This window comes from Polynucleobacter sp. UK-Gri1-W3 (assembly GCF_018881595.1).
Taxonomy (GTDB): domain Bacteria; phylum Pseudomonadota; class Gammaproteobacteria; order Burkholderiales; family Burkholderiaceae; genus Polynucleobacter.
Map to the genome: position 1 here is coordinate 47,773 of NZ_JACVQA010000002.1, position 13,112 is coordinate 60,884.

General features: G+C 45.7%; 14 protein-coding genes. 4 read left to right on the forward strand and 10 right to left on the reverse strand.

Going from position 1 to position 13,112, the window contains the following annotated elements; translation table 11 throughout:
- Window positions 1-47 precede the first annotated feature (47 nt).
- Genes ICN36_RS02935 through ICN36_RS02950 form a run of 4 tightly spaced genes read left to right on the forward strand, consistent with a single transcriptional unit; the run spans window position 48 to window position 4,059 of the window.
- A complete protein-coding gene (locus tag ICN36_RS02935) occupies window positions 48-1,091 on the forward strand; it encodes a lysylphosphatidylglycerol synthase transmembrane domain-containing protein (RefSeq protein WP_216226926.1) in 1,044 nt (347 codons plus the stop codon).
- Between the two features lie 17 nt (window positions 1,092-1,108).
- Window positions 1,109-2,368, forward strand: a complete 1,260-nt coding sequence (locus ICN36_RS02940) for a glycosyltransferase family 9 protein (RefSeq protein ID WP_216226927.1) — start codon at window positions 1,109-1,111, stop codon at window positions 2,366-2,368.
- Between the two features lie 5 nt (window positions 2,369-2,373).
- Window positions 2,374-3,165: a phosphatase PAP2 family protein gene (locus ICN36_RS02945; protein ID WP_216226928.1), complete on the forward strand. Its 792-nt coding sequence runs from the start codon at window positions 2,374-2,376 to the stop codon at window positions 3,163-3,165.
- A 6-nt stretch (window positions 3,166-3,171) separates the two neighbouring features.
- A complete protein-coding gene (locus ICN36_RS02950; RefSeq protein ID WP_216226929.1) occupies window positions 3,172-4,059 on the forward strand; it encodes a 23S rRNA (adenine(2030)-N(6))-methyltransferase RlmJ in 888 nt (295 codons plus the stop codon).
- On the opposite strand, the gene ICN36_RS02955 is transcribed toward ICN36_RS02950, so the two are convergent.
- The 10 genes from ICN36_RS02955 to guaA all read right to left on the reverse strand — a co-directional run bounded on the left by ICN36_RS02955 (window position 4,056) and on the right by guaA (window position 13,079).
- Window positions 4,056-4,622, reverse strand: a complete 567-nt coding sequence (locus ICN36_RS02955) for a heme-binding protein (RefSeq protein ID WP_216226930.1) — start codon at window positions 4,620-4,622, stop codon at window positions 4,056-4,058. The genes ICN36_RS02950 and ICN36_RS02955 overlap by 4 nt on opposite strands.
- Before the next feature lie 80 nt (window positions 4,623-4,702).
- Window positions 4,703-5,647 (reverse strand): LD-carboxypeptidase, encoded by a 945-nt coding sequence (locus ICN36_RS02960; RefSeq protein WP_216226931.1) that lies wholly within the window; start codon window positions 5,645-5,647, stop codon window positions 4,703-4,705.
- Complete coding sequence (gene tadA, locus ICN36_RS02965) at window positions 5,644-6,102, reverse strand: tRNA adenosine(34) deaminase TadA (protein ID WP_216226932.1); 459 nt, start codon at window positions 6,100-6,102, stop codon at window positions 5,644-5,646. Before tadA ends, ICN36_RS02960 begins: the two co-directional genes overlap by 4 nt.
- On the reverse strand, window positions 6,103-6,567 hold the full coding sequence (gene queD / locus ICN36_RS02970) for a 6-carboxytetrahydropterin synthase QueD (RefSeq protein ID WP_216151896.1): 465 nt from the start codon (window positions 6,565-6,567) through the stop codon (window positions 6,103-6,105).
- A 16-nt stretch (window positions 6,568-6,583) separates the two neighbouring features.
- Window positions 6,584-7,237 (reverse strand): 7-carboxy-7-deazaguanine synthase, encoded by a 654-nt coding sequence (gene queE, locus ICN36_RS02975; RefSeq protein WP_216226933.1) that lies wholly within the window; start codon window positions 7,235-7,237, stop codon window positions 6,584-6,586.
- 28 nt (window positions 7,238-7,265) lie between these two features.
- On the reverse strand, window positions 7,266-7,994 hold the full coding sequence (locus tag ICN36_RS02980) for a hypothetical protein (protein WP_216226934.1): 729 nt from the start codon (window positions 7,992-7,994) through the stop codon (window positions 7,266-7,268).
- Window positions 7,970-8,671 (reverse strand): hypothetical protein, encoded by a 702-nt coding sequence (locus ICN36_RS02985; protein WP_216226935.1) that lies wholly within the window; start codon window positions 8,669-8,671, stop codon window positions 7,970-7,972. The genes ICN36_RS02980 and ICN36_RS02985 overlap by 25 nt, the downstream gene beginning before the upstream one ends.
- A 64-nt stretch (window positions 8,672-8,735) precedes the next feature.
- Window positions 8,736-10,607 (reverse strand): radical SAM protein, encoded by a 1,872-nt coding sequence (locus ICN36_RS02990; protein WP_255531216.1) that lies wholly within the window; start codon window positions 10,605-10,607, stop codon window positions 8,736-8,738.
- A gap of 36 nt (window positions 10,608-10,643) precedes the next feature.
- Complete coding sequence (locus tag ICN36_RS02995) at window positions 10,644-11,441, reverse strand: ferritin-like domain-containing protein (RefSeq protein WP_216226937.1); 798 nt, start codon at window positions 11,439-11,441, stop codon at window positions 10,644-10,646.
- 30 nt (window positions 11,442-11,471) lie between these two features.
- Window positions 11,472-13,079, reverse strand: coding sequence for a glutamine-hydrolyzing GMP synthase (guaA, locus tag ICN36_RS03000; protein WP_216226938.1), 1,608 nt, complete (start codon window positions 13,077-13,079; stop codon window positions 11,472-11,474).
- Window positions 13,080-13,112: the final 33 nt, after the last annotated feature.

Below are 13,112 nucleotides of genomic sequence, written 5' to 3' on the forward strand. Positions count from 1 at the left end.
CCCCCAAATTCAAGACCTTAGGCGCCCAAGGCATTATCCTTACGCTTATGAGTTCACAAGCACAACCCACCCCCAAAACCCAATCGGGGTGGAAATCCATTCTCAAACGAGCTTGGCCCACAATTCGCGTTCTACTTTCCATCGCCCTACTCTGGAAAGCCACGAGTGGAATTGATTGGCACTCATTATTTGATAGTCACATTCAGATGCAACCCCTTTGGTTCTTGGCAGCCCTAGCAAGCATGATGTTTGCTTTTATTTGTGGTGGCTATCGCTGGGGATTGTTTATGCAAGCGGTAGGATTTCCACGCCGCATTCGCTCTTACATTGGCCTTTATTTTGCAGGTGGTCTGATTAACCAAGGTTTGCCAAGTACATTAGGCGGCGATAGTTATCGCGCTATCACTGCAACGCATTTAACCAGCACTGGTAATTTATCGGAAACAAAAGAACTGGATGATGAACTTCATCACTCAGTAAATCTTGAGCAAGCTACCCCTAAATTGCGTTTAAGTTTTTCGATGGTGCTTGTCGACCGCCTCCTTGGTTTGGCTGGTAATAATTTACTTGGCGGAATTGGCTTGATATTGGGCGGCGCTACATTAGCCGCATGGGGTCAAGACCTTGGCTACGCAGTCATGGCAATCATGTTGTTAGCAGGCGTAGCAATTGCGCTCATCTTGGCCTGGGATCCTAGTAAACAACTTTTACAGAAGTTTCTAGATCGTTTCAACATGAATAACGCAATGCCAGGTATCAGGCTTGCATTTGCCTGGCCAAATAATATTGCTCAAGCATGCTTAGCGATTGGTATTCACTTCCTCACTATTTTGACCCTGCTGTTTTGCCTGAAGGCTTACGGAGTAGATGCTCCAATTGAGGGCTTAATGATTGGTCTACCCGCACTCAGTTTGCTGTTGATGCTGCCGATCAGTATTTCAGGATGGGGATTGCGCGAAGCCACCCTATCATCAGTGTTGGCCTTATGGGGTGTCAACCCATCATTAACAGTGCTTGCTTCTATTAGCTATGGAGCAATTACTGTTTTGTCAGTCCTGCCTGGCGCCTATTTTTTATTAAAACGAAAATAATTCTGTAGAGTAAAACTATGACTATTAGCGTCAACACTATGCGCGCCATTGATCACTGGGTTGGTGTACCACTTTGCGCCATCGTCAGTCCATTTATCGCCCTCATTGATGGTGTAAAAAATATCTTCAGTCGCGGTCCGAAGACTCCAAAGAAATTACTCTTCATTGAACTATCAGAAATGGGAAGCGCTATTTTGGTTGACCCAGCAATGCGTAATGCAAAAGCACGCGGAGCAGAATTATTTTTCTTAATATTCAAAAGTAATCGCGCCAGCCTGACTTTGCTCAACACCGTCAAGCCAGAAAATATTTTCACTATTGATTCATCAAGCTTAGGTGGCTTAATCAAGGATACGTTACGCTTTTTAATTCTTGCTCGTAAGCATCGTATAGATACCGTTATTGACTTGGAATTATTCTCCCGCTTTACCGCCTTACTAACCGGTATGTGCGGTGCACGTCGTCGTGTTGGCTATCACATCTATCACGGTGAAGGATTATGGCGTGGCTTCATGCTGACCCGCAAGGTGCATTACAACCCACATATTCACATTACCAAGAATTTCCTGTCTTTAATTCATGCAGCCTTTGCCCAAAAGATTGAAGTGCCTTTTAGCAAGATTGAAATTAAAGATTCTGAAGTGCGTTTAGAGCAGGCCATCATTAATCCAGAGGCCTTACAAAAGGTCCGTGAGCGTATTGAGAAGATGGCCAAAGAAGCTCGCATCGATTACACCTATGGTAAAGATCGTTTGATTTTGATTAACCCGAATGCAAGCGATTTACTTCCACAGCGTCGTTGGGCGCAACAACGCTTTTCTGAGTTGATCCAAGCAATTCATGAGCAATATCCAAACGATCTCATCTTGATCACTGGCTCGCCCGCTGAATTTGTATATGTAGAAAAAGTTCGTGCTGTGTCTAATGTTAAAAACGCCTTGAACTTTGCTGGTCAGGTCAGCTTTGGCGAGTTGCCACCGCTCTACACCCTTTCAGATGTGATGGTGACAAATGATTCTGGTCCTGGTCACTTCTCAGCAGTAACGCCATTGAGAACCGTTGTTCTGTTTGGGCCTGAGACTCCAGCTCTTTATGGGTCGGTTGGCAACTCCATCGCCATTACGGCAAACCTTGCCTGCTCACCCTGTGTGAGTGCTGCTAATCATCGTAAAACACCTTGTCATGACAATGTGTGTATGCAGGCCATTACCGTCACACAAGTGTTAGATAAAGTAATTAAGCAATTAGAAGATGCTGATAAAGCGAAGGCTCGCTAAGCTGGATGAATAACAAAGCAATTCCTGCATTTGCTTGGTTCATTCCATTAGCCCCTCTTGCGCTCGCTTTTCTAATCTACTTCGGAGAATTTCAAAGTAGTAGTTTTTTATTTGTTAATGGCTTCACACAAAAACTCCCCGATACTGTTTGGGCTTGGCTAACTTTTTTTGGCAATGGCTGGGGATTATTTGCCCTCTCCTTCCCTTTATTAATCATTGCTCCACGCCTACTTTCAGCAGGAATTTTTGCTGGGGCTATAGGTGCATTGATGAGTACCTTTTTAAAAAGGGCTTTTGATCTACCTAGACCTGCTGGTGTTTTGACGGATGGAAGCTTTCATCGTATTGGCGAAGCACTTCTCTATAAAGCCTTTCCCTCTGGCCATACACTGACTGCATTTGCTATCGCAAGTGCCTTTTATTTTTCTGCTGATAAGAATAAACGTAAAGCGCTGCTACCACTATTTTTACTTGCGCTATTGGTAGGCCTATCCCGCAATGCGGTGGGGGCCCACTGGCTTACTGATATTTTAGGGGGCGCAGGCTTTGGCATCTGGTGCGGAATGCTTGGAGCTTTACTAGCAAACCAATTACAAGAGACCCAACTAGGCCCAAAAAAGATTTGGCCACATCTGATTGCGCTTGGTGGTGTTGTGGCTATATATGCCCACCTTACTCAAGTTATGGACTTAGAGCTAAACCTTCCTTTGCAATATTTATCTATTGTCATTGTGGCCACTACCCTCGTCTTTTATATAAAGGCGCAATTTACCCAGATACCTAGCAAGGCAAAATAATTAAAGATGTTTAGCTATCGACACGCTTTTCATGCTGGAAGTCATGCGGACATCCTTAAGCACCTCACCTTAATTCATTTGGTGAACTACTTACAAGAGAAGCCTGGCGCACTCACAATGGTAGATACCCATGCAGGTGCTGGCATCTACAGCCTACAAGATGGATTCTCCACGGTAAGCAAGGAGGCTGATGGAGGCATTTTTCGCTTGATGCAATATGTGGATGCTTGCAAGCGCACTAACACGCCAATTCCAGAGAGTATTCAAGAGTATTTAGGATGCATTGAAGCCGAGAATATTGATGGGCAACTCTCAACCTATCCAGGCTCTCCATTTATTCTGGCTCGCTTATTACGTCCGCAAGACCGCCTCAAATTATTTGAACTACATCCCAAAGAGATTGATATTCTGCGTCATAACATTGGCGAACTGAAACAGTCTAAACAGATCGATATTTATGCTGAGGATAGTTTTGCTCGGTTGAAGGGTTTAGTTCCACCCCCTAGTCGACGCGGCTTAGTGCTAATTGATCCTTCCTATGAGGATAAGCAAGACTATCGCTATCTTGAAGTTGTCATGGAAGAGGCCCTACAACGCTTTGCCACTGGCTGTTATGCAGTTTGGTACCCCGTACTCTCAAGAAGAGAATCAGCTGCCCTGCCTGATCGTCTAAAAAAGATTGCAGCGGCTCATAAGCGTTCTTGGCTACATACTGAATTGCGTGTTGAAAATGCACCAGGTGAACGTCGTTTGCAGGCAAGCGGTATGTTCATCATTAATCCGCCATGGACTCTAGAAAAACACCTCGCGCAGGCTTTGCCGATTTTGACTAAGGCCCTAGGAATTAATGGTGGCGGCCAATTTGTTTTAAAAAGCTTTGAAGCGAAAAACTAGTCACGCAGCTTAATCATGACCTCATTACGCCGCATGAAGGGTAATGTCCAAGGCGGGTTGTAACGTGAAAAATTCGGGGCTCCGGCACCTTGAAGATTACGTGTTTTCATCCACTGCTCAAGCTCTAACGTTTTCTCAGCAACTTTCTGCTGATTATAAAAACCCGAGAAGCTGACTACCGCCTTTTTTACTCCAGGAATTTGACGTAATTGCACCTGTGGATTGATTGGCTTAGGAATTGTTTCCATGGTGTACTCCGCAGGCATTACGAATGACACAGTCCATTTGCCGGCGCTAGATTCAATTCCAACAGGAGCTGTCATGGCGATCTTGGCGCTCTTTTGTTTTTGATCTTCCACCATCACAGGTGCCGTCATGGCAATTTTTTCACTCACCTGATTTTGGCCAAAAATATAGGCTGCAATCAAGCGAAATCCCTGGCTTGAAGCATCGTCTAAATCGCCATCGACTTGCACTTCAGCCACAATCATGGGGGCATAAGCGCGAACTTCAAATGGAGGCTCTTTTTCCAGTACGGAATACTTTGGTTCTTCAGTTGCCATTGATGCTCCTGCAAATGTGAGCGCAATTGAAATGAGCGCGCCCCTCAAGAAAACATGGCTTAAATGATTGCTGATAAAAGTTACCACTGTGCTTTGATTTCAAATCCACTTGGATTGAAATTCAAATGGGCTTGAGCGCCGACAGGTAAGGTTAATTTATTTGCCTGATGGCCAAATGGTAAGCCAGTGAGGATGGGAATTTCTTGCGGTAAACGTTTGCGGATAGCCTCAATCGCCCGCTCGAGCGAATAGCCTTTATCGTTATCGTAAAGACGGTAAGCAGAAAAACCGCCCAGCAATATTGCACCCTGATTGGAGAGAATGCCTGCATCCAAAAGCTGCATCAACATTCTTTCAATTCGATAAGGATGTTCATTCACATCCTCCAAAAATAAGATGCCGCCCTGTGTTTGCTTGGCAGAGGGAAGGTATGGCGTACCAACTAAACCTGCTACTACCGTTAAATTGCCGCCCCACAAAAGACCCGTCAGAGAATGCGAACTTGCTTTACCCATAAAAGATTGGGGGGCTGACACTTGGCAATCAAGCTCGCGATCTTGTACAGCAGCCTGGAAATGCTTCCACATGAATTCATCTGGGACCACCGCTGCCCCATCATCACCGAGTCGCCCGAAGTCGTAGTTGAGCATCGGACCAGCCAATGTAATAGCGCCTGTTTTTGCCAACAATCCCAACTGAAAGACTGTGAAATCGCTATGGCCACATATCTGCAAACCATTCTGAATTGCATTTGCAATAGCATCCCACTCAATACCGGGAAGTAGGCGATGAAGACCATAACCACCACGCATAGCCATCACTAAGGACTGAGACTCTATTTTGGAAAGATTGTTTAACTCAGCAAGGCGTTCTTCATCACTACCCGCAAATCGTTCATACACTCGCTGAACGCAATCCTGATTCTGGATGGCAATAGAATGCCTCTCCAGCCAGCCGATACCAGCCAAAGGACTTTTATTATCTAAGCTTGCCCCTGATGGGGCTATGAGGTGAATGGATTTCAACGTCGCCCCTTAAAAAAATCACGTAGCAATTGACCGCACTCTTCACTCATGATGCCACCTTCGACGCTCGTCTGGTGATTAATTTGCTTAGAAGAAAATAGATCTAATACGCTGCCAGCAGCGCCTGTTTTAGGGTCTGGCGCGCCATATACGACCCGATCAATCCTGGCATGAAGCATCGCACCCGAGCACATTGCACAAGGCTCAAGGGTAACGTACAGAGTGCTTCCAGGGATACGGTAATTTTCCTGAGCTAGAGCAGCATCACGTATTGCCAACATCTCAGCATGAGCACTGGGATCATGATTGGCGATCGGTTTATTAAATGCTCTAGAAATCACTTGGCCATCGCGCACTAATACCGCACCTACGGGAACTTCGCCTGATTGCGCCGCTAACTGAGCTTGCTCAATTGCCATGCGCATAAATTGCTGATCAAGCTCTACTTGGGTCATTTAAGCAGAATGAACATCAGCCCAGCAATTGGGCGTCTCATAAAGACGAATGGAGGAGAGCTCCAAGCGACCGTTAAATGCTTTACTAAAGACTGGTTGCAAAATAGTAAAGGCAGCATTTGCTAAATTCTCTACAGTGGGCACATGCTCCATGATGACTGTCTTATGGTTGGGTAAAGTTCCTAAGAAAGCCACCAAACCTTCATCCTCTTTCGCCACCAAAAATGCGTGATCCCAAAGATCCACAATATATTGATTGGTTAAGCGTTTAATATCGCCAAAGTCAAGCACCATACCATCGTCGGCTTTGCCAGGATGATCCGCCACTTCTCCAGTCAGAGTAACTTCAATTGCATAACGATGTCCGTGCAGATGACGACACTGACCATCATGATTTGGAATGCGATGTCCTGAATCAAACTCAAGACGTCTAGTAATAGAGATGGCTGGTTGTTTATTTGTCATTAGGTGCTTATTTAATTTACCGAATCCCAATCAGTTTATGGGATTGCAGACTCAATCTCCATAGGGGGCGCTTTTGGCACAAGCTTACAGCCAATTCAGTATTGCTTTTAAGGTTTGGGCCATCCATAGGCTGTAAGAAACGATTGCGATAATCCATTCCCTCAAAACGCGCCATCAACTTTTCTAATGGCTGGTGCTTGGCTTGTGGAATCACGAGCTTTAACTCATCCGCTTGGAGAACAATCAATTCAGCACCAGCTTTAGGGCTTACGCAAATCCAATCCACCCCTTTGGGAACTTTAATGGTGCCATTCGTTTCAATTGCTACTTCAAAGCCTTTCTGATGAAGTGCTGCAATTAACTCATCATCGAGTTGCAAGAGCGGCTCTCCGCCAGTGAAAACCACATAGCGCTGCTGAGGTCCTGCGGAAGTGCTTCGCCATGAAGTCTCGATTGCATCTGCAAGTGAAATCGCAGTTTCAAACTTACCACCACCAGAGCCATCGCTACCCACAAAATCGGTATCGCAAAACTGACAAATCGCTGAGGCACGATCTTCTTCGCGCCCGCTCCAAAGATTGCATCCAGCAAAGCGGCAGAATACTGCCGCCCTACCAGCGTGGGCACCTTCGCCCTGGAGCGTGGGGAATAGTTCTTTTACGGTATACATAGCAATGCACCTATTTTAAGCGCATTGCCTATTTCCAGGAGATTAACTCCCACTCCAGGTAATCTTCCCAGAAGGCATTTACCCAATACACACCCGAGGTAATGTACCGCCCAGAACTTCTCCGAATGACCCATCGGCCTATCTCCGGCGCAAACCAGAGGTCCTCTTGCCGCAGATTGCCGACCCTAAATAGATCGTTACTTACAAAATTGGGGATTTCATTATGAAATTGCAATACTAAAAACTCTCCGGCAGGCGTCTTTATGCGCTCCCATTGGTTCGCGGTCATTCCAAGACCCCAGTAGTAACTTCCATCCGGATAAGTGGGTACTTGATATTGAGCAGTGAAAAATCCATTCCAACCAACTTGCATTTGTTGTGGCCAGAGGGGAATAGGTTTGGAAAATTTCTGAGTTGGGTTCCAATGGGGATCTTGCAGTACAAAGCCCCACGGCGATTGAATTTCATCAGGAAGTGATCCCGCTTTCAATCCAGAACGCGCTATACGCACTTCACTGCCCACGGAAACAACTTTTTCAGTAATCGTATCGACTATCTCTTGATTAAATACATTGCGAACTTGATATACCCACTCTTGCCCTACCTTAGGCGCTCTGACATTAGGAGTTGGAACTGGCTGAGTGACTGGTATCCCCTTGGGATAGGGCTGCGTAGCAATGCACCCCACCAAAAAAAATGATGCTAATAAATAAGTAAATCCATAGGTGCGCATTACTTGTAAGAGCTGAGCTGCCATTGCAAACTATCCTCTAAATTTGGCATACCCAGTTGCCCCTGAATCATGTAAGAACCAGAAGACTCACGAGCCACCCAGCGACCGATACTAGGAGCAAACCAAAGAGTCTCTTTGCGAATGCAGTTCACTTTATTGTCATCCTCGCTCTCATAGTTAATGAGGTTTTGATAACGTAACGTTAAAAAGGTTCCCGCAGGTACGGTAATTTGCTCCCAACCATGCGCGGTCATGTACTCCTGCCAGTTATAGGAATTTTCAGAATACCCACCCAAGCTATATTTGGTGGTGAACTGCTTGCTCCAACTGGAGGATAACTCTAGGGGCCACAAGGGAATGGGTGGCTTAAAACTCAGCACGCGTGGCCAAGAAGTATCAAGCTGAACTATGCCCCAAGGACCCTGTATCTCACTGGCCAATTGACCTCCATTTTCGTCAGAGCGCTCAATCACAATAGTTGAGCCAACACTAGAAACACGCTCAGTGATGACGCCACGAATCTTCCCATCAAAAACATCACGCTTAACGTAAGTCCACTCCTGCCCTACTTGAGGATCTCTAATAGTTGGAACGGGGTTTGGCTGGGCAACTGGAGTGCCTCGTTGATATGCCAACGGTACACCACATGCGACTGGAGCTAAAGCCGCTGAAGCTATGAATGTGCGTCGCGATAAATTCATTTGTTGCTCCTACGTTAATTTAGAACCATACAAAATAATTGTATATCTGACTTATTATTAAACGCTATCGATATAAGGCGTTTTCAATAAAATTCTTTGGCACCTGTGTCTTGGGAATGGCAATACCCAAGGAGTCAAACCAGGACTGGACCTTAATATCAAATCCTACGCCATGCATATAGTTATATATAGCCTTCTTTAGGCCCTGTCCCAGCGCATCATGATCAACCCCGGTAGGATCAATAAAGAGCACATCATTTTTAGCAAAAGTGGTTTCTGGCAATGGAATTAACTCAATTCCGTACTCTTGAGGATTCATACCTACGGGAGAGTGCATGGTACAAGTAAAGCGGTGAAAGAAACCACTTTGGATGCAGCCATGCTCAAAAAGCTGCCTTACATACTCCAAAGCATCCACCGTCTCTTGAACAGTTTGAGTAGGAAAGCCATACATCAGATACGCATGTACCAAAATGCCAGCATCCGAGAATCCTTTAGTTACTTGGGCTACCTGCTCCACAGATACACCCTTCTTCATTAGATTCAGAAGGCGATCAGAAGCCACCTCAAGTCCGCCAGACATAGCAATACAACCACTCCGTGCTAAAAGGTCAGCTAATTCAGGGGTAAAGGTTTTCTCAAAACGTATATTGCCCCACCAGGAGATGAGCACCTTACGACGAATAAGCTCCTTAGCCAAAGCTTTTAATATTTTCGGGGGTGCGGCCTCATCTACAAAATGAAAACCTGTCTGCCCAGTCTCGGCAACAATTTGCTCAATACGATCTACTAATAAACTAGCTGAAGCAGTTTCATAACGAGAAATATAGTCAAGCGACACATCGCAGAAGCTACATTTTTTCCAATAGCATCCGTGCGCAACAGTTAACTTGTTCCAGCGGCCATCGCTCCATAAGCGATGCATCGGATTTAACATATCCAGAAGCGATAGGTAAGCATCAAGAGGAAGGCCATCCCAAGTAGCGGTGCCGACCTCCTCAAAAGGCACATCGGGCTCTTGCCAATTTAAGTATTGCACCCGATTGCTTGAATTGCGTATAAAGGTACGAACTAAGCGTTCTGCTGAGCGCTTACTCTGGAGATGATCAAGCAAGGCAAGTAGCGGCCTCTCGCCAGAATCTAGTGTGATGAAATCAACATAATCAAAAATACGAACGTCGGATAACTCCCTCAACTCCGTATTGACATATCCACCGCCCAAGGCAATTTTGATTTCTGGATGAGTATCTTTAATCACTTGGGCTATTCGCAAAGCAGCGTACATCGCACCAGGAAAAGGGACAGACAAAAGTACCAAGCTTGGTTGATGACGCTCAATAGCCCTGGTAGCAAGCGCCTGTAAATGCAAATCCATGAGCGTCGGACTAGCTTTGAGTGCCTCGGCTAACGGCGTAAAGGTCGGCTGACTACTTGCAAGCGATTCTGCATAGCGCACAAATTCAAAGCGATCATCCACTGCATCGCGCAGCACATCAGATAAATCATTGAGGTACAAGGTTGCTAAATGACGAGCCCTATCCTGTGAGCCCAGAGCGCCGAAGGCCCAAGCCAATGAATCAGAAGACTCCTCATCTTCAAATACATCGAGTGCAGTAAAGCGGGGGCCCTCAGGCAAAAAGTCACGGGTATTAATACGATGACTTAAGGTGCTGTCACGACCCTGCAAGAAATGAATTACTGGTGAGATGGTAGTTTGATAAGAATCGAAGTGATCCAAGAAAAAATTCACGCTAGCACTGCGATTTTCTTCGGGAACACGAAGCGCTTCGACTCGAATCTCGGTCATGCCTTCTGGAGTAAAAAAGCTCAACACAAGAGCAAGTGCGAGATCCTCTTGAACAGCATCGATTCCGCGCGATCTCAGAAACCCTGTGATGTAAGCCGTAGATGGATACGGCGTATTCAGCTGAGTCATAGGAGGGATGAGGCTTAATACCTTCACACTCATTCACTATGCTCCAAGAAGATCCAACTCTTCCGTTGAAAACCCCGCCTGTTTACGAGCCTCCATATTAAATGGTCCTTTTAGAACAGGCGCACGATATTGAGCGGCTAATTCTCGATAAGCAGAAATTGGGGAAAGCTTATCTTTAGAACATAAGAAATTAAACCAGCGATTACCAATCAGTACATGACCGATTTCATCATTGAGAATAATCTCCAGCATCTCAACCGCACGAACTTCTTTTATTTGCTTAAAGCGATCCCGAATCGAAGGTACGGCATCCAATCCCCGGGCTTCCATTGTTCTGGGTACAAGTGCCATTCTGGCAATGACAGAATCAGTAGTTCTCTCAACCATCTCCCACAAACTATTGTGCGCGGGAAAGTCACCATACGAAAAACCTAGTGAGCGCAAATGCTCATTTACCAAGCTGAAGTGATAAGCCTCTTCTTTAGCGACTTTGAGCCAATCCTCATAGTATTCCTTAGGCATATCTGGGAAGCGCCAAATTGCATCTAAGGCAAGATTCATGGCATTAAATTCGATATGCGCAAGTGAGTGCAATAAACCTGCCCTGCCTTCAGTCGTATCCATTCTTCTTTTGGGAACAAGCTTAGGTAACACTAGCTCGGGCTTTAATGGACGCCCTGGAAGATCAAGGTCTTGAGCATCAATTTTTTGAGCAACATCGAGAGTGATGTGTTGATTTTGATATTCATCAAACAACTTAAGTAAGCGACTTACTTTGTCTTGTGCATCATCACTTGCCAAGATTGCGAGTGCAGCTTCGCGTAACTCAAGCATGGGTGTTGATAGGCTTAGATCGCCTATTCCTTATTCCCACTCGATCGTTGCAGGTGGTTTTCCACTAATGTCGTAAACGACACGGTTAATACCACGCACTTCATTGATGATGCGGTTAGATACCTTACCAAGAAGTTCATGCGGCAAATGGGCCCAATGGGCTGTCATGAAGTCTTGGGTTTGCACCGCTCTGAGTGCAACAACATACTCATAGGTTCTGCCATCGCCCATTACACCAACAGACTTTACTGGCAAGAAAACAGCAAAGGCTTGGCTCGTGAGGTCATACCAGGATTTCTGAGTTGCTTCATCAATCGTATTGCGCAATTCTTCGATAAAGATAGCGTCAGCACGTTGTAGTAAGTTAGCAAATTCTGCCTTCACTTCGCCTAAGATGCGAACGCCAAGGCCTGGGCCTGGGAATGGATGGCGATACACCATCTCGCGCGGGAGACCTAAGGCAACACCAAGTTCACGTACTTCATCTTTAAAAAGCTCACGCAATGGCTCAAGCAATTTGAGATGCATGTCATCAGGTAAGCCACCTACGTTATGGTGGCTCTTAATGGTGTGTGCACCCTTTTTACCTTTGCCAGCTGACTCAATGACGTCAGGGTAGATTGTTCCTTGGGCAAGCCATTGAGCATTTTTAATTTTTCCAGACTCAGTTTGGAAAATTTCCACGAATTCTTTGCCGATGATCTTGCGCTTTGCTTCTGGATCTGCAACTCCAGCCAGCTCGCCCATGAATTTCTCTTTAGCGTCAACGCGAATTACCTTCACACCTAAATTGCGTGCGAACATTTCCATCACCATATCGCCTTCATTCAAGCGCAGTAGGCCATGGTCCACAAATACACAAGTGAGCTGATCACCAATCGCACGATGAATTAACGCTGCGGCAACGCTAGAGTCAACGCCGCCAGATAAGCCAAGAATGACTTCCTCGTCACCGACTTGTTTACGAATATTCTCAACCGCTTCTGCAATGTAATCACCCATCACCCAGTCAGGCTTGCAATGGCAAATCTCATGGACAAAGCGCTCAATGATTGCGGTGCCTTGAATAGTATGAGTTACTTCTGGGTGAAACTGAAATGCATAAAAGCGACGCTCTTCATCGGCCATGCCGGCAATTGGGCAAGACTCAGTCGAGGCCATTAACTTAAATGATGACGGCAATGTGGTGACAGAGTCTCCATGACTCATCCATACTTTCAAGATGCCATGACCTTCGCTGGTAGAGAAGTCCTGAATACCTTTGAGTAAATTGGTGTGACCATGTGCACGTACTTCTGAATAGCCAAACTCACGGGCTTTGCCCAATGACTCTGCAGAGGCTACTGCGCCACCCAATTGAGTAGCCATAGTTTGCATACCGTAGCAAATACCCAAAACAGGAACGCCAAGCTCAAAAACAATTTGGGGTGCGCGGGGGCTGCCGTTTTCAGTTACTGAACTTGGGCCACCAGAAAGAATGATGCCCTTGCCGCCTTGCTCTTGAATGAACTTGCGAATAAATTCTGGATCGCAATCATAGGGGTGGATTTCTGAATACACACGCCCATCGCGCACACGCCTAGCAATTAATTGAGTTACTTGTGAACCAAAGTCGAGAATCAGTATTTTGTCGTGCACGAAAAGATCAGCCTTTATTTCAGCTTTTTTTAA